18 protein-coding genes are annotated in these 19,535 nt (G+C 60.3%); 1 reads left to right on the plus strand and 17 read right to left on the minus strand.

Translation table 11 applies throughout. From position 1 onward, the window contains the following. Positions 1-1,062: 1,062 nt before the first annotated feature. From Clow_RS11670 to Clow_RS03325, 3 genes are all read right to left on the minus strand, one after another. Positions 1,063-1,812: a hypothetical protein gene (locus Clow_RS11670; protein ID WP_156334598.1), complete on the minus strand. Its 750-nt coding sequence runs from the start codon at positions 1,810-1,812 to the stop codon at positions 1,063-1,065. 193 nt (positions 1,813-2,005) lie between these two features. Beyond that, a complete protein-coding gene (hisS, locus tag Clow_RS03320; RefSeq protein ID WP_055176356.1) occupies positions 2,006-3,277 on the minus strand; it encodes a histidine--tRNA ligase in 1,272 nt (423 codons plus the stop codon). A gap of 10 nt (positions 3,278-3,287) precedes the next feature. Next, positions 3,288-3,911: an MBL fold metallo-hydrolase gene (locus tag Clow_RS03325; protein ID WP_055176359.1), complete on the minus strand. Its 624-nt coding sequence runs from the start codon at positions 3,909-3,911 to the stop codon at positions 3,288-3,290. A 68-nt stretch (positions 3,912-3,979) separates the two neighbouring features. On the opposite strand from Clow_RS03325, the gene Clow_RS03330 reads away from it, so the two are divergent. Beyond that, positions 3,980-4,810, plus strand: coding sequence for a peptidylprolyl isomerase (locus Clow_RS03330; RefSeq protein WP_055176362.1), 831 nt, complete (start codon positions 3,980-3,982; stop codon positions 4,808-4,810). A 48-nt stretch (positions 4,811-4,858) separates the two neighbouring features. On the opposite strand, the gene Clow_RS03335 is transcribed toward Clow_RS03330, so the two are convergent. The 14 genes from Clow_RS03335 to Clow_RS03400 form a co-directional block, all read right to left on the minus strand. After that, complete coding sequence (locus Clow_RS03335; RefSeq protein ID WP_055176368.1) at positions 4,859-7,141, minus strand: RelA/SpoT family protein; 2,283 nt, start codon at positions 7,139-7,141, stop codon at positions 4,859-4,861. 17 nt (positions 7,142-7,158) lie between these two features. Next, the gene (locus tag Clow_RS03340) at positions 7,159-7,701 is read right to left on the minus strand and encodes an adenine phosphoribosyltransferase (protein WP_055176372.1); all 543 of its coding nucleotides are present in this window, start codon (positions 7,699-7,701) and stop codon (positions 7,159-7,161) included. A 6-nt stretch (positions 7,702-7,707) separates the two neighbouring features. Further along, on the minus strand, positions 7,708-9,306 hold the full coding sequence (locus Clow_RS03345; protein ID WP_055176376.1) for an ABC transporter substrate-binding protein: 1,599 nt from the start codon (positions 9,304-9,306) through the stop codon (positions 7,708-7,710). Between the two features lie 184 nt (positions 9,307-9,490). Then, entirely contained in the window at positions 9,491-10,684 is a 1,194-nt protein-coding gene (gene secF, locus Clow_RS03350; protein WP_055176379.1) for a protein translocase subunit SecF, read from the minus strand. After that, on the minus strand, positions 10,681-12,429 hold the full coding sequence (secD, locus tag Clow_RS03355; RefSeq protein ID WP_055176382.1) for a protein translocase subunit SecD: 1,749 nt from the start codon (positions 12,427-12,429) through the stop codon (positions 10,681-10,683). The genes secF and secD overlap by 4 nt, the downstream gene beginning before the upstream one ends. A gap of 140 nt (positions 12,430-12,569) precedes the next feature. Then, complete coding sequence (gene yajC, locus Clow_RS03360) at positions 12,570-12,893, minus strand: preprotein translocase subunit YajC (protein WP_055176385.1); 324 nt, start codon at positions 12,891-12,893, stop codon at positions 12,570-12,572. A 14-nt stretch (positions 12,894-12,907) separates the two neighbouring features. Continuing rightward, on the minus strand, positions 12,908-13,963 hold the full coding sequence (gene ruvB / locus Clow_RS03365; protein ID WP_055176388.1) for a Holliday junction branch migration DNA helicase RuvB: 1,056 nt from the start codon (positions 13,961-13,963) through the stop codon (positions 12,908-12,910). Continuing rightward, positions 13,964-14,572: a Holliday junction branch migration protein RuvA gene (ruvA, locus tag Clow_RS03370; RefSeq protein ID WP_055176391.1), complete on the minus strand. Its 609-nt coding sequence runs from the start codon at positions 14,570-14,572 to the stop codon at positions 13,964-13,966. A gap of 2 nt (positions 14,573-14,574) precedes the next feature. Beyond that, complete coding sequence (gene ruvC / locus Clow_RS03375; protein WP_055176393.1) at positions 14,575-15,096, minus strand: crossover junction endodeoxyribonuclease RuvC; 522 nt, start codon at positions 15,094-15,096, stop codon at positions 14,575-14,577. Between the two features lie 138 nt (positions 15,097-15,234). Further along, positions 15,235-15,987 (minus strand): YebC/PmpR family DNA-binding transcriptional regulator, encoded by a 753-nt coding sequence (locus Clow_RS03380; protein ID WP_055176396.1) that lies wholly within the window; start codon positions 15,985-15,987, stop codon positions 15,235-15,237. A gap of 158 nt (positions 15,988-16,145) precedes the next feature. Beyond that, positions 16,146-16,961 carry an acyl-CoA thioesterase gene (locus Clow_RS03385; RefSeq protein WP_055176399.1) on the minus strand — a complete coding sequence of 272 codons (816 nt, stop codon included), beginning with the start codon at positions 16,959-16,961 and terminating at the stop codon, positions 16,146-16,148. A 113-nt stretch (positions 16,962-17,074) separates the two neighbouring features. After that, on the minus strand, positions 17,075-17,545 hold the full coding sequence (locus Clow_RS03390) for a hypothetical protein (RefSeq protein WP_055176404.1): 471 nt from the start codon (positions 17,543-17,545) through the stop codon (positions 17,075-17,077). Then, positions 17,545-18,639 carry a glycosyltransferase family 4 protein gene (locus Clow_RS03395; protein ID WP_055176407.1) on the minus strand — a complete coding sequence of 365 codons (1,095 nt, stop codon included), beginning with the start codon at positions 18,637-18,639 and terminating at the stop codon, positions 17,545-17,547. Before Clow_RS03395 ends, Clow_RS03390 begins: the two co-directional genes overlap by 1 nt. A 4-nt stretch (positions 18,640-18,643) precedes the next feature. After that, complete coding sequence (locus Clow_RS03400; protein WP_055176410.1) at positions 18,644-19,534, minus strand: phosphatidylinositol mannoside acyltransferase; 891 nt, start codon at positions 19,532-19,534, stop codon at positions 18,644-18,646. Position 19,535: the final 1 nt, after the last annotated feature.

The raw sequence follows: 19,535 nt of genomic DNA on the forward strand, positions 1-19,535 counted from the left end.
AAATAATCACCAGAGGGATGACCCCAATGGGAATTAAGTGTCCCATTACATAATTTTCCTCATGCCACCCAATGATAATCGCATAGATAGGAAGAACAAAAAGAACAAGGAACATAAAAACTCTATACGCAGAATAGAAGATCCTCAATATTATATTCATACCATTCACCCAAATCCCGCCAGAACCATTCCTACCCACTATCCCTTCTTGCAACTACAAAATATCACACTAAAGATCGGTAAATATAAAACAAATCAATCGACACTACCCCCTACATTCAAGCATTGCAAAGAACTATTTGCAATGTATCGTACACCTGATATGTTACTTCTCAAGAGGGCCTTAACTTGATCCAGGTCAGCGCTACCCAAAAAGCAGAGTTCATGTAAATATCCCCACTTTTTCTATAGAAATTTACTTCTAGACAACATTCTCCCCTCCTCTATATTCCACTCTCCCTTAATAAGAAAACCGGGTACTGTAGTGCGACTTTCATCATAAATAGTCTCCATGATCTCTGGCACTATAGAAAACTTTTTTCGAAGATCAACGATAATACAGTTATTCCATATATACACACGGCCAGCACATCGATCAGGACATAAGATGGCAACCTTAATAAATAAACAAGATCAGACTACCAGCTGAGCCTATTAAGGCCCTACTTCCACCACCAGGAAAACCGAATCCGAATAAAATTGCTAATCCAGACACGAACGATAGAAAAGTGAGAATAATTCCAATACGCACTTGATAAGTCCTGACTGTAAAAACATCATCAGGGATAACCCTTGCTATCAATCCACCAAACCTCCTATTCCAGTAAAGAGCAAGAATCATATAGAACCCCAGTATGCACATTAGGAAAAAACTAGTAGACATAGTAAATATATACCACTCTCCGTTTGCATAGGAGTAGATCATCGTATAGAGAACCAAGCCAGAGAAGCTACAAACAGCAAAATCTAACCAGGTAAAACTTTAATTATTATCCTTTTCAACATTATATCTTTCTAGACTGTTGAACGATTTTAGTCATGCCAAACACGGAATAGACATTGTCAGTTCCTACCTTTCTCATCCAACAAGCTACTGTTCTCTAAAATCTTAATAATCTCTTTCCGGCCAACAGTTCCATAAATTGCCGGATCAATATTTATATAAGTTTGCTTACGGGAAAAGCTACGCGAACCCTGGAAATCAACCTTCTCAATATTCCATTCTCCGCGAACGGTAATGTACCGGATAAAAATAGATCGACGCCGCTCGGTAAACGTAGCAGTTCCCGGAATTAAACTACTCCTGCCCCTGCCCGTTGCCTGCAAGAAATTCTTTTCAATGACAATGCCAGTGACGCCAAGATTACCGCCCCAGAGAAGCAACCAGGTAATACAAGCAAGAAAAATACAGTCCATAATAGAATACCAGACGAGCCCACCAATCTCATCTTCGATAAATAATCCATACAATGTCGAAATATCACTTAGCACTAAAAGATACAACGCGGCAACAAAATACCGCACGAAATAGCTTTTTGCCTCGAATCTCTCTCCAGGTTTAAAATCAATAATCCGTCCATTAATCCATCCCAATACTCTAGGAAAAGCTAATGAGGCTAAGGATACTAGAATAATAGAAAACCCCACAGGCATCAACCCTAAGAGGTAAATAGGGTCATCAAGTATAGCGCTGGCATATATAACGGCAGCCGTAATGGCAATGCATAATAGTATTATCACAACATAATCAATAACAACATCTTTGCTATTATTTTTACGATACGCAGCCACAGGCTCACTCCAAAGGATCATTCCCCATTAGGATAAACTAATAAAAAGCTACCCTACTCCCCCAGAAACACCCACGCACCATTTTCGCCCAATTAATTTCACAGTCCGAGCCCCACGCCCCAATACCACCTACACCACCCCCACCTTCCACAAAAAGAGGCAGCGCCCACCCCAGGCGCTGCCTTTTCCCCTTCCGCCTTTATCGGCGGCCCCCTTACTTCTCCCCCGTCACCTCCGCCACCACGGCGTCGAGAGCCACCTCACGCTGGCTATGCTCGGCAAGGTTCTTCACCGCCACGGTTCCGGCCTCTAATTCCTGGTCACCCAGTACCAAAGCAATGCGCGCACCGGCGCGGTCGGCCCCCTTCATCGCGCCTTTGAGTCCGCGGTCCCCATAGGCCATATCGGCGGGCACCCCGGCGGCGCGCAGGTCGTTGATGAGCCGCGCCATCACGCGCTTGGCCTCACCTCCCAGGGCCACGCCATACACCTCCACGCGCGGTGCACTCAGGTCGATGCCCTCGGCTTCCAAGGCCAGCACGGTGCGGTCCACGCCCAAACCGTAGCCGATGCCGGAGAGGTCTTGGCCGCCGAGCTGGGCCAGGAGGCCGTCGTAACGCCCTCCGCCGCCGATGCCGGATTGCGCGCCGAGGCCGTCGTGCACGAACTCAAAGCAGGTCTTGGTGTAGTAGTCCAGGCCGCGCACCAGGCGCGGGTTTATCTGGTACTGCACGCCCATGTCGTCGAGCAGCCCGGTCACGGTCTCAAAGTGCTCGCGGCTCTCGGCGGAAAGGTGGTCGAGCATCAGCGGGGCCTCGGCTACCATCTCGCGCACCTCGGGGCGCTTGTCGTCGAGCACGCGCAGGGGGTTGATCTCCGCGCGGCGGCGGGTTTCCTCGTCGAGAGGCAGGTTGAAGAGGAAGTTTTGCAGCTTCTCGCGGTATTGCGGGCGACAGGTGCTATCGCCCAGGCTGGTCAATTCCAGGCGGAAGCCGCTGAGCCCCAGGGCGCGGTAGCTGCGATCGGCTAGGGCGATCACCTCGGCGTCGAGGTCCGGGTCATCCACGCCGATGGCCTCCACGCCCACCTGCTGCAATTGGCGGTAGCGCCCGGCTTGGGGGCGCTCGTAGCGGAAGAAAGGACCGGAGTAGTAGAGCTTGGCCGGCAGTTGTCCGCGATCAAGGTGGTGTTCGATCACCGCGCGCATCACGCCCGCGGTGCCCTCGGGGCGCAGGCTTACCGAGCGGCCACCGCGATCCTCAAAGGTGTACATCTCTTTGGTCACCACGTCGGTGGATTCGCCTACACCACGGGCAAAAAGTTCCGTCTCCTCAAAGACGGGCAGTTCAATGTGCTCAAAGCCGGCGTTGCGGGCCTGCTGTACAAAGGTATCGCGCACCCGCACGAATCCCGCCGAGGCCGGGGGCACATAATCGGGAACTCCCTTGGGCGCTTTATGGGCCTGATACTTCTTCTTTTCGCTCACCCCCCATACTTTAGCCTCCGGCCGCGCGCAGAAAGGGGTTGGTGGCCTTCTCCTGTTCCACGGTGGTTTCCGGGCCGTGCCCCGGCAGCACCCGCAGCCCTGCATCCAGGCTCGCCACTGGCCCGCGCAGCGTGGCCAGCATCGCCTCGGGGTCGGAGCCGGGCAGGTCGGTGCGCCCTATTCCGCCGCGAAAGAGCACGTCACCGCTCCAACACACCTCCTGGCCCACCAGCAGCACGCTGCCGGGCGAATGCCCCGGTGCAGGCAGCACTCGGTAATCCTCTCCGGCAATGCGCACCTTATCTTCTAGCTTTTCGACGTCCCGTGCGCGCACCATCGACGGGACGTCGAAAAGCTCCCGCAGCAGCGGCCCGCCGTCGAGCATGTGTTCATCGGCGGGGTGGATATGCACCGGCACGCCGAAGTCTCGCGAGAGTTCCCCGGCGTCGCGGATGTGGTCGATGTGGCCGTGGGTGAGCACGATGGAACTCACCGTGAGCCCTGCCTTTTCTATCTCTTGGCGCACCAGCGGCGCGGCTCCCATGCCGGGGTCGATGATGGTGGCCTCGGTGGTGCCCAAGGCCACATAGCAGTTTGTGCCCAGCGGGCCGCAGGTGAGCGTGAGGATCTTCATGCCCCAACGCTACAATATGACCGTTAACCCCGTACCGCCGATTAATGAAGCTGAGGTAACTCACCGGGATGAATAACGAACAGCGAGGCCAGGAGGCCCTTCAAGAACTCGATCGCGCCCTGCGCGGCCGCGATCGCGCCGAGAAAACCAAGCCACTGCTCGTGGTGTTTATGGCTGCGGCCGCCATTCTCATCCTCGTGGGCGGCATCGTTTATGCCGCCACCCGCGATGGTGCCGATACCGTCGCTGAGGATAGCAATGAGCTGCCCACCCCCGAGGTACTCGCCATGTCCCGCGAAACCCCGCTGGATAACACCGTCACCTGCGAATACCCCGATAATGGCGAGGCCGCCAAGGCCGTGAGCAAGCCGCAGACCAAGGACGTGCCCGCCACCGGCACCACCACCGTGACGCTCAACACCAACCAGGGCGCCATCGGCATGGAGCTGGACCGCTCCGTCTCCCCCTGCACCGTCAATGCCATTGCGCACCTGGCCAAGGAAAAGTTCTATGACGATACGGTCTGCCACCGCATGACCGGCGGCGGTGCCCTCAACGTGCTCCAGTGCGGCGATCCCTCCGGCAACGGCTCCGGTGGTCCCGGCTTCACCCTGCCCGATGAGTACCCCACCGATTCTCCCGAGGGGGAGGATACCCAGGTGATCTACCCGCGTGGCTCCATCGCAATGGGTAATACGGGTACCCCCAACACCGGCGGTTCCCAGTTCTTCCTGAACTACCAGGATTCCACCCTTGCTCCCACGTACACCTACTTCGGTCAGATCAATGAGCAGGGCCTAGAGACCCTGGATAAGATCGCGGAGAAGGGCATCGAGGGCGGCGCTCTCGACGGCGCCCCAGCCGAGGAAGTGCGGATTCAAACCGCCACCGTCTCCTAAATAAATAAAAATAACCGCCCTGGGGATTCAGGGCGGTTATTTTTATGCCTAATTAGTCACCCGATAAACGTCAAAGACGCCCTCTGTATTGCGCAGGGTGGTCACCAATGCCCCTAGTTGCTTGGTATCTGAAACGGCAAAGGTAAAGCGAATGGTGGCGATGTGATCGTCCGAGGCGTGCGAGTTCATGGCCACCACGGAGAGCTTTTGCTCCGTAATAGAGCGGGTGAGGTCCATCAACAGGCCTTCGCGGTCCAGGGCCTCCACCTGAAGGGTGGCGCTAAATACCGAACCCTTCTGCTCCCCCGCCCAGGCCACCGTGATGAGCCTTTGGGTTTCCGCCCGCAGCTTCTCCGCATTGGTGCAATCGGTGCGGTGCACCGATACCCCGCCGCCGCGGGTGACAAAACCAAAGATCTCATCGCCGGGCACCGGCTGGCAGCACTTGGCCAACTTTGCCATCACGTCCGGGCTGCCCTCCACCAGGATTCCCGAGTTATCCGCCGTGGTGGTGGCCTTGGAATTGATGATCTCGGTAAACGGGGTGCGGCTGACCAGCTCGTCCTCGGCGGCCTCCTGATCCCCAAAGACCGCCATGAGGCGGTGGGCCACCTGCTGCGCCGAGATATTTCCCGCGCCAATCGCGGTATAAAGGGCGTCCACGTCTGGGTAGTGCAGCTCCGCGGCCACCGTTTTCATCGACTGCGCGGTAAAGAGCCGGTGCAGAGGCAGCCCCCCGCGCTGTACCTCGGCGGCCAGGGCATCGCGCCCGGCCTCTAGGTGCTCCTCGCGGCGCTCCTTGCTAAACCACTGGCGGATCTTGGCCTTGGCCCGGCCAGAGACCACAAAGTCCTGCCAATCCCGCGAGGGTCCGGCATTTTCATCCTTGGAGGTAAAAATCTCCACGCGATCGCCGGAATTGAGTTTGGTTTCCAGCGCCACCAACTTGCCATTGATCTTGGCTCCGATGCAGCGGTGCCCCACCTCCGTGTGCACGGCATAGGCGAAGTCAATGGGAGTGGAATCCACCGGCAGATTCACCACATCGCCCTTGGGGGTAAAGGCAAAGATCTGCTTGGCGGTGAGGTCATAGCGCAGCGAGTCCAAGAACTCGTTGGGGTCCGCCGCCTCCTTCTGCCAATCCAGCAATTGACGCATCCAGGCCATCTGATCCACCTCGGCCTGGTCGCCCTTGTGGGAGCCCTTGGTCTCCTTATAGCGCCAGTGCGCAGCAATACCGAACTCCGCGTTGTAGTGCATCTCATGGGTGCGCACCTGTACTTCCAGGGGGCGCCCGGAGTTCGTCATCACCGTGGTGTGCAGGGATTGATACACCCCAAAGCGCGGGGCGGAAATATAATCCTTAAACCGCCCCGGCATGGCGGAAAAGAGCGCGTGTACCACGCCGATGGAGGCGTAACAGTTATGCACGTTATCCACCAGCACGCGCACCCCCACCAGATCGAAGATCTCATCAAAGCTATGGCCGCGCACGATCATCTTCTGGTAAATGGACCAGTAATGCTTTGGCCGCCCCATGACCTCGGCCTCGATGTTATTCTCCCGCAGCGCGCTCTCTAGCTGCTCCTTGATCTCCGCCAGGGCGCGGTCGCGCTGCGGGGCGCGGTCCGCCACCAGGCGCACGATCTCGTCGTACTTCTTGGGGTACAAAATGGCGAAGGAAAGATCTTCCAGCTCCCACTTCACGCTCGCCATTCCCAGGCGGTGCGCCAAGGGGGCGATCACGTCGAGGGTTTGCCGGGCCTTCTTGGCCTGCTTCTCCGGGGGCAAAAAGCGCATGGTGCGCATGTTGTGCAGGCGGTCGGCCACCTTAATCACCAACACGCGGGGGTCCTGGGCCATCGCCACGATCATCTTGCGGATGGTCTCGGCCTCCGCCGCAGCGCCCAGGGCCACCTTATCCAGTTTGGTCACCCCATCTACCAGGCGGGCAACCTCCTCACCGAAGTCTCCGGTGAGATCCTCCAGGCTGTATTCGGTATCCTCCACCGTATCGTGGAGCAGGGCCGCCACCAGCGTGGTGGTATCCATGCCAATCTCCGCGGCGATGGTGGCCACGGCCAGCGGGTGCGTGATGTACGGCTCCCCGGATTTCCGATACACCCCCTCGTGCAGGCGCTCCGCCGTGGCATAGGCGCGATCTAGCAATTCCCCATCGGCTTTGGGGTGGAATTGCCGGTGGATACTCAGCAGCGGGTCCAGCACCGGATTGACCTTGGTGCGGTTACCAGTGAGGCTGCGTGCCAGACGCGCGGACATACCGCGCACTCCCACCGTGGTACGGGGTTTATCGGGGCGATCCTGGGTCATAAAAGCCGCCTTATTCGCTAGGGATGGACAACAACGAGGGGGCTTGTACCCAGCTTCTCCCGGCCGCCGAGGCCGGGCACCTCTAATACCACGGCGTGCCCGACGACCTCGGCACCCGAGCGACGCAGGAGGGAACCCGCCGCCACGAGGGTGCCTCCGGTGGCCAGGACGTCGTCGATAAGCACGATCTTGCGCCCGGCAAGGTCCATTCCCTCGGCGGGAATCTCCAGGCAAGCCGTGCCGTATTCCAAGGAATACTCCTCGCGGATCACTGGAGGGGGCAGCTTTCCTTTCTTTCGGATCGCCACCACGCCCAGGCCCAGCTCATAGGCCACGGCCGAGCCCAGCAGAAAGCCACGCGCGTCCAGGCCTCCGATGAGTTCCGCGCCGCAATCTCGGGCAGCCTGGGCCAGGGCCTTGATGATCTCCCTAAACGCCTCCGCATCGGCCAACGCCGGGGTGAGGTCTTGGAAGATCACTCCGAGCTCGGGAAAATCCTTGACGTAGCGGATGGTGCGCTCTAGCGCCGCCGTGGCCTGCGGAAATTGCGTTGTTCCCACCGTGTTTTATTCCTCGTTTATCTGCCAGCGATCCAGGTTCCAGCCAATGCCGGTGAGTCCTGTGTACACGTTCACATTATCCACCGCGGGATCGACCGCAAAAGTGCGGGGCTGCGCCGCCAGCGGAATGGCCGGAATCTCCTCCCACAATTGCCGCTCCGCATTGCGCAGGGCCGGTATTTCCGTGTTTTCCAATTCCATTTCCCCGTACTCCGCCACCGGGTCCACGGCGCGTAGCACCGCATCCATCTTCTCCGTTCCCGGTGCCGCCGTGCCCACCAAGGAATCCATGTCTCCGCCCTCGGCGGAAACGTCCACCACCGTGATTCCTGCGGGCTCGCAGGATCGTCGAATGGCCTCCACCATGTCCGCCTTGCGCTGATCCGGCCCCATGTATCCGATGCGCACCGTGCTACCGCGCAAAGCCTCCGCGATAGTCACGTCCACGCCCAGGTGGGGATCGGCAATATCGGCCAACTGATTGCGCAGCGGGTCGGTGGCTCCCACCATGTACGTGGCCGTGGGAGGAACCTCCACCCCGCTGGCCGCAGAAGAAGCCTGCGCCACGGCAGCCTGGTCCACGCAGGCCGCAAATTGCCCGCGTGCCTCCTGGGAAGCAAAAACCCCATCATCACCCAGCGCCAGCGTATCCGTGAGCGCCCCCGGCTGGGAATACACGTCGTAGGGGTGATTCTGCTCCTGCTCCTCCACCCACTGCTTATTGCCATTGCTCACATCCGCTACCCGAATGTGTGCGCTCTCGTTGATCTTCTGGGCGTCGGCAGTGCTCGGCCACACCGTGAGATGTTCAATGCCCGCGGCATCGCCGTAATAGGACTCGTTGCGCGCCAGCACCACCTCGCCCTGCTCGCCCACCTTCTCGATGCGGTACGGGCCCGCCGATACCTGAAGCTCGGAATCAAAGGAATCCAGGTTATAGCCCTCGTGCCATACCCGCGCCAGGTCTACCAGGGCCGGGCGATCGTTATTCACCAGGGCATTGGTGAGCTGCTGCTGAGACATGCCCGCCTTGCGCGCGATGGAGTGAGCGGGCAGCACCTCGCCGGGGCCAAAGAGATTGCGCCAGCGCCCACCCATATTCTTCTCAAAGACCACCGTGAAGGTCTTAGCCCCTGGGGTACATTCCAGGTTTTGCACCTGCTTCATCAACGGAAGGTGCGAGCCAAAGAGCCCGGACATCTGCCCGGCCTTGTAGGTGAGCAGAAAGTCCGTGCAGGTAATTTCCACGCCATCAGAGAACTTCGCCTCCTCAGAAATCGTGTACACCACCTGGCGATTCTCCCCCGGAAGCACCTGGGCGGTGGCCAGATCCGTATTCGGGATCATCTGCCCCGCGGGTCCCGGCGTGTACACCCCCGGATAGACCCTGCCCGATAGCACCTGGGCGTTCGTTGAGGCCCCCAGGGTGCTGCCCGCATTCGAGGTGGCCAGCGGGGAGGAGACCAAATACGCCGGATAATCCGTGGTAGCGGCCTGCGGGGCGGCATCCTGAGTCTCCGCGCCGCAGGCAGCGATCGTCCAGGTCATCATCGCCGCCGCGATACCACCTAGTATCTGAGTCGCCGCTCGCTTGGATGTACGCATCTCTCCGTCCTCCGCTTCCTCCGACGATCTTTTTCTTGACTCCCCGCGCGCTTTCCCAGCCCTAACCCTGCGCTACAGGGCGGAGCTCATCGCCGGACAGGATGCGCCGGCCGCTCAGAGAAAGCGACCGGCGCGGTAATCATCTCAAGGGGAGATTATAGTAGGGCCCCTCCGCAAAACAGAGTTAGACCTGCGGGCGCCAGGTTACTCCCCCGCTATCCCCTTCACCGGAGGGATTCGGGGAGCGCACCGTGCGGGTACCGTGTTCCTCGCGCTGATCGCTTTCCGACGCCCCTGCGACCCCCGACGCCCCCGCAGCAGAAGCGGCCGAAGCACCCGGAACCCCGGCCTTGCCAGCCCGGTAGGCCGCCACCTCCTCGTTATGGCGGCGCACCTCCTTGGTGCGGTTAGCGATACTCACCAGGATCGGGGTGGCCAGGAAAATCGAGGAGAATACGCCCTCGATCACGCCGATGAGCTGAATAAGCGCAAGATCCTTCAGATCACCCACGCCCAGCATGCCCACGGCCACCACCAGGAGGGCCACGATGGGCAGGGCGGAGATCACGGAGGTGGAGATGGAACGCATCACCGTCTGGTTCACCGCTGCGTTGGCGGCCTCACCATAGGTTTGGGTGCGCGATCCCATGATTCCGGCGGTATTCTCCCGCACCTTATCGAACACAATCACCGTGTCATAGATGGAGAAGGAAAGCACGGTGAGCAAACCGATGATCGCAGCCGGGGAAACCTCAAATCCAAAGAGCGCGTAGATTCCGGCGATCACCACGGCGTCGATCAGCAGGGCGATCATGGCCGCCGCAGCCATCTCTCGCTTAAGCCGCACGGCGATATAGAAGAAGGCCAGCACCAGGAATACGATCATGGACATCACCATGCGCTTGGTGATGGTAGAACCCCAGGATTCCGAGACGGTGGAATCCCCCACCGCATCCGGGGTGGCCTTACCGGCGGCGTCCTTGGGCTGGTAGGCCTCAAAGAGAGCCATGCGGGCCTGCTGAATCTGGTCCTCGCTCAGACGCTCGGAGTTGATCTCTAGCGTGGCGGTCGAACCGGAACCCACCACCTGCGTGAGCTCCGGGGTTACTCCCGTGGATTCTTCAAAGGTCTGCGCCACCTCCTCAGAGTTGAGTTCCGCTGCGGGCATGCTCATCTTGGTGCCGCCCTCGAAGTCAATGCTCATGTCGAAGCCGCGCACGCCCACCGCCGCGATGCTCAGCACCACCAGGGCGGCCGTAATCCAGTACCACAGGCGGGAACGACTGATGAAGTCAATGCCGCCCTCGCCGGTGTAGAGGCGATCAAAAAAGTTCATCTTGGGGCTCGTAGCTTGGTTGGCAGTCTCAGTGGTGCTCATCGTTTCTCCTCCTCAGAAACCGCCGAGGCAGCAGCGCGACGCCCCTGCGCCAGGGCAAAAACCTTGCCCATGCCGTTAACGGCGGGCTTGGACCAGAACGGCTTGCGGGCGGCTAGTTGCATCAGCGGGGCGGTGATAAGGAAGGTCACCACCAGGTCGAACACCGTGGTCATACCCAGAGTAAAGGCAAAGCCCTTGACCTCGCCCACGGCGAGGAAGTAAATAACCACCGAGCCGATGAGCGTGACCATGTTACCGGTAATCACCGTGCGCTTAGCGCGGTCCCAGCCGCGGTGCGTGGCCGAACGGAAGGTATGCCCCTCACGCACCTCATCCTTAATCCTCTCGTAGATCACCACGAAGGAGTCCGCCGTGGCACCCAGGCCGATAATGAGGCCCGCGATGCCGGAGAGGTCCAGGGAGTAATCCACCCAGCGACCCAGCAGCACCAGGGAACCGTACACGATGATGCCCGAGCACAGAAGGGTGAACAGGGAAATGAGGCCGTACAGGCGGTAATACGCGAACACGAAGATCACGATGGCCGCCATGCCCACCGCACCCGCGATGAGGCCGGCCTTGAGGGAGGCCTCACCCAGGGAGGCCGGAATCGTCTCCGTGGTGCCGCCCGATTCGCCGTTTTCTCCGGCGAAGGAGAGCGGCAGGGCGCCGTAGCGCAGGTTATTGGCCAGCGTCTGGGCCTCTTCCTGGGTGAAGTTACCCGTGATGGAGGTGGCGCTGCCCACGGGGGTGGCTTCCTGGATATTCGGTGCGGAGATCACCTGGGAATCCAGGGTAATAGCCACTTGTTGTCCCGTGTACTGATCCGTGAGCTTGGCCCAGGTTTCCGAGCCACCGCCGGTGGCAAAGGCAAAGCTGATCTGCATTTGCCCCTGTTGGGAGTCATAGCCACCAAAGATTTGCTTGCTCGTATCAATCTGCGCACCGGAAAGGCGCGTGCCGTCCTCGCCCGCCTGGCCTTCGAGCACCGGGGCGGGATCGAGCAGCATCACGCCATTGGCTCCGGGCACGCCGGTTTGCATGCTGGGATCGCAGGTCACCAGGGGCTTAGCGGGGTCATCGGTGCCCTGAAGAGGGTCGATGGAACCATCGCAGGTGAGCAGGGTGCTGGCGGCCAATTGCGCCGTGGGGTCCTCAGACTGACGATCGGAGCGCAGCACCTCCGTGAGTTCCTGGCGGCGCTCGGTGGCCTCGATGGAGTTCTCGGGCTCCGGCAGCGCCGTGGCCGTGATCTCCGGGGCCGTCAGCTTCTCCTGTCCCTCGCCCACGGTGGTGTTGATATTCTCCACCATCGTCTCTATCGCGGAGGTGGCATCTTCCTTGCTGATAACGCCATACTCCACCCAGCGGTTAGCCATCTCCCCCACGGTCTTGGGGTAGGACGCAAGATCGGGGGCGCCTCCCTGTGCCACGGGGCGGAAGAGCAGCTTGGAGGTCTGCCCCAGGGCGCGCGCCTGGGCGGTGTCCTCTCCGGGCACGGTGATAACCAGGGTGTTGCCGTCGGTGATAACGGAGGCACCGCTCACGCCCATGCCGTTCACGCGGTTTTCCATGATCGTGCGAGCCTGCGCCAATTGCTCCTGCGTGGGGTCATCGCCCTGGGGCACCAGGGTCACCCGAGTACCACCCTGCAAATCAATCCCCAGCTTGGGAGTGGCGTGGCGATCACCGCTAAAGAAGATCAAGGCGTACACGATCATCACGAGGAGGAGGAATCCCCCCATCGCTTTCTGCGGCCACGTGCGGCTCGCCTTTTTTGAAGCCCGTGCTCTGGGTGCTGACACTACGTATTCTCCTCATTGGCTCGCGCCCTATGAATCCAAACCAACATGGTACGTTATAGGCGGGCCACCGAGCACGCGGGCTACTGGTTTTCCGGGTGCTCCCGCTGCTCTAGCTTTGCGACGTCCTCCCCTGCCGCCGCGGGCTGCTCGGCATTGAGGTTGCGCACCACCGCCAAGAGTTCCCAGGTGGTGACCATTCCGGGGGCTATTTCTAGCTCCACCTGATCCCCCTGTACCGCCACCACAGTACCGTGCACGCCGGAGGCGGTGACCACCCTATCCCCCGTTGCCAAAGATTTCTGCGTGGCCAAGATCTCTTGCTGGCGCCCGCGCTGCTTGCGCACCAGGAGGATCTGCGGGATGAGAAACACCAAAAGTAAGCCAAGGATAAAGAGCATTTCCATGCTCTTCACTATAACTAACCCCCGATGGTGCCCTCCGGGGGTTCCAGACCCAAGTGCCGCCACGCCCGCGCCGTCGCCACGCGCCCCCGGCCCGTGCGGGCGATCAAACCCGCGCGCACCAGATAGGGCTCGCACACCTCTTCCACCGTGGCGGATTCCTCCCCCACCGCAATGGCCAGGGTATTAACCCCCACTGGGCCACCGCCGTGGCCGCGCACCAGGGCACCAAGCACCGCCCGATCGAGGCGATCAAGGCCGAGCTCATCCACATCAAAGATCTCCAAGGCCCCCTGCGCTGCCGCCAGGTTCACGTGGCCATCGGAGCTCACTTCTGCGAAATCCCGCACGCGGCGCAACAACCTATTGGCAATGCGCGGCGTGCCCCGAGAGCGCGAGGCAATCTCCGTGGCTGCCTCGGCATCCACCGGAACGTCTAGAATCTGGGCGGCACGGGTGACCACCTTGGTCAGATCCTCCACATCGTAGAACTCCATCTGCGCGGTAAAGCCAAAGCGATCCCGCAGCGGGCCGGTGAGCATTCCCGAGCGCGTGGTGGCTCCCACCAGAGTAAAGGGGGGTAGGTCCAGAGGAATCGAGGTGGCCCCCGGCCCCTTGCCCACGATCACGTCAATGCGGAAATCCTCCATCGCCATGTACAGCATTTCCTCCGCAGGCCGGGCAATGCGGTGAATCTCGTCGATGAAGAGCACGTCACCCTCCATGAGATTGGAAAGCATGGCCGCGAGGTCCCCCGCGCGCTCCAAGGCCGGGCCGGAGGTCATGCGCAAGGAGGTGCCCAACTCCTGAGCCACGATCATCGCCATCGTGGTTTTACCCAGGCCGGGCGGCCCGGAGAGCAGCACATGATCGGGCACCACGCCGCGATTCTTTGCCCCTTGCAGCACCAGGGAGAGCTGATCGCGCACCTTTTGCTGGCCGATGAACTCCCCCAGGGACTTCGGGCGCAGGTTCTTCTCAATATCCTGTTCACCCGCATTCAACCGGGGGCTCACCTCCTGCGAGGGGCCTGGGGATTGCACCTTGAACTCGGTGCGCTCAATATCGGACATTTAGCCTTTCCTCCCCAATCCGGCCAGGGCCGCGCGCAGAGCCTGCGCCGTATCCAGATCCGGCTGCTCGGCCAGTACCTGTTCCACGGCGGATTGCGCCTGCTTCTCGGGAAAACCCAGCCCCATGAGCGCCTCTACCACCTGCGGGTGCGCGGTGGTGGGGGCGTCGATAGCCGTACTTGATTCCACCACAGGAGCCTCACCTGCAAAGTGACTCACCTTATCCTTGAGTTCCAGCACCATGCGCTCGGCCATGCGCTTACCCACGCCGGGAATCCGCTGCAATTGCTTGGTATCCCCTGCCGTAATGGCTTGGGAAAGCTCCACGGGATTCAGCACGGATTCCGCGGCCAGGGCCAGCCGCGGCCCCAAACCGGATACGCCTTGGAGCACTCCGAACATCTCCTTGCTGGCGGCGTCGGCAAAGCCATAGAGCACCATCGAATCATCCTTGACCGACAAGGTGGTCATCACCGTGGCCTCCTCGCCCCGGCGCAGCAGCCCCAGGGTGGCCGGGGTGGCGTGGAAGAAATACCCCACCCCCGCGCATTCGATCACGGCCCCACCGAGTTCCACACTCAGCACGGTGCCTCGCAAAGAAGCAATCAACGTTATCCTCCTTGATATATGCGGGTGCGCTCTAGTAGGGGTGCTCGCCAGCAGTGGCACACCGCGAGCGCCAGGGCATCGGCGGCGTCGGCGGGCTTGGGGGGCTCGCTGAGCCCCAGGATTCGGGTAATCATAATGGTCATCTGGCGCTTATCGGCACGTCCGTTGCCGGATATTGCCTTTTTTACCTCGCTGGGGGTGTACATGTGCACCGGGATATTGCGCTCGGCGGCGGCGAGCACGAGCACCCCCACCGCATGCGCGGTGTGCATGACCGTGGAGACGTTACCGCGCTCAAACAAGCGCTCGATGGCCACCACGTCCGGGTGGTATTCATCCATCCATTCCGTCACGGCGTGAGAAAGGCGCAGTAGGCGCTCGGAGAGTTCCGCCCCCGTGGGAGTGCGCACCACCCCCACGGCAACGGGGAGCACGGCGCGCCCGCGGCCGGCCTGCACCAGGGAGAGGCCGCAACGGGTCAATCCGGGATCAATCCCCATCACCCGCAATCCCTCTAAGTTCACGCCGCTCCTTTCCTTCGCACAGTAGCCCTTCGGCCCTTCATTTTTAGCACATAATTACGAAAATCCCGGTTCCGCCGGATTACTCCGACCGAACCGGGCTGCACCGGGCTGAGCCTGACTATGCCGCAGCTGCGCCGTTTAGGCTTCCAGCGCCGCCAATACCTCGGGGGAAAGGCTCATATTCGTGTACACGTTCTGCACATCATCGGATTCCTCCAAGGCGTCCACCAGGCGGAAGATCTTTTTGGCGTCATCCGCTTCCAGCGGCACCTCCAGATCGGCGCGGAAATCCTGTTCCGCGTCCTCCACCTCAATATCGGCCTCTTCCAGGGCCTTCTTTACCGCCGTGGCGTCCTCGGGGGCACTGACCACCTCAAAGAGATCGCCCACGGTATTGACCTCCTCGGCACCCGCATCGAGCACCGCCATGAGCACGTCGTCCTCGCTGAGTTCTCCCTTGACCACCTGAACCACGCCCTTGCGGTTGAACATGTAGGAGACCGCGCCGGAATCAGCCATGTTGCCGCCGTTCTTGGTCATGGCAGTGCGCACCTCGGTGGCCGCGCGGTTGCGGTTATCCGTGAGACATTCAATGAGGATGGCTACGCCGTTGGGGCCATAGCCCTCGTACATGATGGTCTGCCAATCGGCGCCACCGGCCTCTTCGCCGGAACCGCGCTTGCGGGCGCGCTCAATGTTGTCATTGGGCACGGAGGCCTTCTTGGCCTTCTTAATCATGTCATCCAACGTGGGATTGGCCGCCGGATCGCCACCGCCCGTGCGGGCCGCTACCTCAATATTCTTGATGAGCTTGGCAAACTCCTTGCCGCGCTTAGCATCATTAGCGGCCTTCTTGTGCTTGGTGGTTGCCCATTTAGAGTGTCCTGACATCTCGTGGGTCCTTTCTCGCCGCAGTACCGCGGGCCTACCACTCGCCTGGAAAGCAGGCGAGGAGGCATCACGGCAGAGATAACGGCATCTCCGGGTATGGTTTTCCAGCTCGCCCAATTATACGCAGCCGCAGCACCTCCGGCGCGCCCCACCCCGCATTAGGGTTTCTTGAGCGTGCGGGTAAGGCCCTCTTGAGCCACGGAGGCCACCAGACGCCCCTCCTGGGTATAAATGCGCCCCGTACACAGCGCACGCCCCTCGCTGGCACTGGGGGAAATCTGATCGTAGAGCAACCACTGATCCACCCGCACCGGCTCGTGGAACCACAGCGCGTGATCCAGGCTCGCCATTTGCACCGGGTGATCGCGGTGCGGGGCCATCGCCCCATACAGAAGGGTCATATCCGACATATACGCCAGCGCGGCGGCGTGCAGAGCCGGATCGTCCGGCAATCTCCTACTGGCGCGGAACCATAGGCGCTGGTGCCCATAGCCCTGCTCCCCGTGGTTTTCCACCATGCGGAAATTCCAGTCATCCCAATCGTCAAAGGCCAAAAGATCGCTTTGGGGAGGCAGATATTCGCGCCCGGTGCTCAATCCCTCCGGGGAGGGCACCTCCGGCATGGAGACGCTGTGCTGCGGGCCGGGATCACCGGGACGTCGAAAGTTCACGTTCCCCACGAACAGGGTGCGTTCCCCCTGCGCGGCGCGCACGGCAAGGTTGCTATAACTACGCCCCCGACGCACCGGGATGACCTCCACCGTCATCCCCTCGGCGGCATCGCCACCCGATACGAAGTATCCGTGCAGGGAATCCACCACCTTATCCTCACCCAGCGCTGCAATAGCAGCGGCGAGACTTTGCCCCACGACCTGCCCGCCAAAGGTGCGCTTTTGCTGCGTTCCCGAGGCAATACCCTTCCAGGTATTAGCGCCGTGGGGGGCAAGGTCAAGGATCTTTTCCACGCTCTCCATATGGTGCTCCTCACATCTTTTACTTCAGCTGCTTCACACCGTAGCGCTTTTATCACCGCCACGAGAGCATTTCGGAGACATTGCGGGCTGCTTTATTGTGCTTATCGACGCCGCTATGCCTCTGGTGCATGGGGAAGTTCAAAGTACACCGGTAGCGGTGCGGTTCCCCCCAGCCTCAGCGCCCGCACGACGGGGCGAGTACGCAGGGCACGAGTATCCGTTACCGCGTCATTATAAAAACGCCAGGCCAAGCCCACCCGCGCCGAGGCATCCACCACCTGTGGGGGCAACGAACGCGAGGGTGATGAGGCGACCTTAGCCAAGGATTCTTCTAAGCGCGCCTCTAATAAAGCGCGGCGATCCAGCGAATACATGGAGTAATCCACGCTCAGAAGCTCCCGGGCTGGCGCGGCGGCCTCCGGTATCAGGGCCTCCACCAAGCTAGCGCGGCGATCCAGGCTGGCCTGCAAGTTCTGCAAAGCGGAATCCGTGCGGATATGCAGCCGATTAAGCCGCTGGGCCGTGAAATAAGCCCAGGCCACAGCCATCGTGAGCACCACGGCCAGTACTATCCACCACCCCATCAGCGCACCTCCACCACGCTTCCATCCGCCACCGTTTCATACACGGCGAAAACATCGTCAGCCACCGTGGACCAGTCATAGCGATGAGCGCGCTTCAATCCCGCGTTTACCAATCCCGCGCGCCGCTCAGAATCGCGCAATAAGAGCTCTAACTTTTCCCGCAGATCCTCGGCCGAACCATTCTTAAACAGCACGCCAGCGGGATTATCGCCCTCTGCGTCGCACACCGCAGAAAAGGCCTCCAAATCACTCGCCACCACGGCGCACCCTGCCGCCATTGCCTCTACCAAAACAATGCCAAAACTTTCTCCCCCGGTGTTAGGAGCCACATAAATATCCGCGCGCCCCAAAATCTCCGCCTTTTCTGCATCGCTCACGCGGCCCACAAAATCCACTCCCGGCACCGTGCGCGGTTTTCCGCCCCCGATCACCGTGACCTTGACCGGCTGAGATAAGCCGTGGAGAGCGTGCAGCAAAATATCTAGCCCCTTACGGGGTTCATCAATGCGGCCCAAAAAGACAATCTCTGGCACTGTGCCCGGCGTGCGATCATCCTTCCGGGCCTGGTGATACACCTTCGTATCCACGCCATTGGGAATAAGCACAGGGTCTCCCCCCAATTGCTCCACCTGCCAGCGCCGAGCCATTTCCGATACCGCAATACCGCCGCGTATCTTTTCCAAATACGGGCGCAATACCGGCAGCGCACACTTTAATAACCGCGATCCCGAGGCCGAGGCGTGGTACGTGGCCACCAACGGGCCGGAGGCACACATCATCGCGGCCATAGAATAACTGGGCGAATTAGGCTCATGGATATGCAGCACATCGAAGTTGCCCCGCTGTACAAAGGCACGCACGTTGCGGAATACCTGCGGCCCAAAAGCCAGGCGGGCCACCGAGCCGTTATAGGGAATGGGAATGGAGCCGCCGCCGCGCATCACATACTCCGGCAGTTCCGCCTCCTGAGTCGCAGGCCCCAACACCGCCACGTGATGACCACGCTTTCTCAGTATCCGCGCGAGATCCAGGATATGTGCTTGCACACCACCCGGTTCGTCAAAGGAGTAAGGGCATACGATGCCAATTCGCATGTGCTTAGGTTTTCCCCTCTGCTCGGCGCTGCTTACGCAAAAGAACATCGCGGGGCCACAGTGGTTGCAGCATATGCCAATCCTGCGGGTGCGCGCTGATATTGCGCTCGAAGATCGACGCCACCTCTTGCACGGTGGGCTGCACCTCCCCCACCGTCACCTCTTCTGAGATGGAAAAACCCCATTCGGTTTTCCCCTCAAACCAGCAATGCACCACATGCAGGGCCGCCCCCGTTTGGCGGCATAGTTCCACCGCGCCCACCGGCATGGACGTGGTTTCTCCAAAAAACTCTACTTCCACGCCCTTGCTCTTAATGTCTCTTTCCCCCAGCAGGCACACCACCTTGCCATTATTCAGAGCCTCCTTGAGGTGCGGGAAGGGCGGAGTATCACCGGACAGCGCAAAAATATCGAACCCCAGCTCAGAGCGATAATCCACAAAGGCATCAAAAAGGGCCTCCGGGCGCAGCCTTTCGGCCACTGTCACCACCGAGCCAAAAATATCCGTGCAATATACCCCGGCCATATCCCAGTTGCCCGAATGGGGCAATACCAAAACGGCTCCCTTGCCCTTGTTCATCGAGGAGACCAGGTATTCCTCCCCCTCCACGACGCTACGCAGATGGGGGACCAGGGCGGGATCGGCCACCTGCGAGGGAAGCCTAAAGGCCTCCATCCAATAACGGGCATAAGAGTGCATGGAGGCCCGCACGAGGTCCTTGGTAACGTTCTCCTGCCCCACCACGCGGGCTAAGTTACGGCGCAGCTGCTCCATGCCCCGGCCGTTATCGCACGCAATATCCGCACCGCGTTCAAAAAGCCACCGCGCCCATTTTTCGGGGAGGTAGCGCACCACGCGCCACCCCGCGAGATAGCCCACCGTGCCGAGATCCATG

Source organism: Corynebacterium lowii (assembly GCF_001412085.1).
Classification (GTDB): domain Bacteria; phylum Actinomycetota; class Actinomycetes; order Mycobacteriales; family Mycobacteriaceae; genus Corynebacterium; species Corynebacterium lowii.

Bases quoted from the DNA above. Each gene is read 5' to 3' on its own strand.
- Clow_RS03395 (WP_055176407.1), bottom strand. From the start codon at position 18,639: ATGCGAATTGGCATCGTATGCCCTTACTCCTTTGACGAACCGGGTGGT.
- Clow_RS03345 (WP_055176376.1), bottom strand. From the start codon at position 9,306: ATGCGTACATCCAAGCGAGCGGCGACTCAGATACTAGGTGGTATCGCG.
- Clow_RS03325 (WP_055176359.1), bottom strand. From the start codon at position 3,911: ATGAAGATCCTCACGCTCACCTGCGGCCCGCTGGGCACAAACTGCTAT.
- Clow_RS03380 (WP_055176396.1), bottom strand. From the start codon at position 15,987: ATGTCAGGACACTCTAAATGGGCAACCACCAAGCACAAGAAGGCCGCT.
- Clow_RS03330 (WP_055176362.1), top strand. From the start codon at position 3,980: ATGAATAACGAACAGCGAGGCCAGGAGGCCCTTCAAGAACTCGATCGC.
- Clow_RS03400 (WP_055176410.1), bottom strand. From the start codon at position 19,534: ATGGATCTCGGCACGGTGGGCTATCTCGCGGGGTGGCGCGTGGTGCGC.
- Clow_RS03390 (WP_055176404.1), bottom strand. From the start codon at position 17,545: ATGGGGTGGTGGATAGTACTGGCCGTGGTGCTCACGATGGCTGTGGCC.
- secF (WP_055176379.1), bottom strand. From the start codon at position 10,684: ATGAGCACCACTGAGACTGCCAACCAAGCTACGAGCCCCAAGATGAAC.
- ruvB (WP_055176388.1), bottom strand. From the start codon at position 13,963: ATGTCCGATATTGAGCGCACCGAGTTCAAGGTGCAATCCCCAGGCCCC.
- Clow_RS03335 (WP_055176368.1), bottom strand. From the start codon at position 7,141: ATGACCCAGGATCGCCCCGATAAACCCCGTACCACGGTGGGAGTGCGC.
- Clow_RS11670 (WP_156334598.1), bottom strand. From the start codon at position 1,812: ATGATCCTTTGGAGTGAGCCTGTGGCTGCGTATCGTAAAAATAATAGC.
- secD (WP_055176382.1), bottom strand. From the start codon at position 12,429: ATGGGGGGATTCCTCCTCCTCGTGATGATCGTGTACGCCTTGATCTTC.
- yajC (WP_055176385.1), bottom strand. From the start codon at position 12,893: ATGGAAATGCTCTTTATCCTTGGCTTACTTTTGGTGTTTCTCATCCCG.
- Clow_RS03385 (WP_055176399.1), bottom strand. From the start codon at position 16,961: ATGGAGAGCGTGGAAAAGATCCTTGACCTTGCCCCCCACGGCGCTAAT.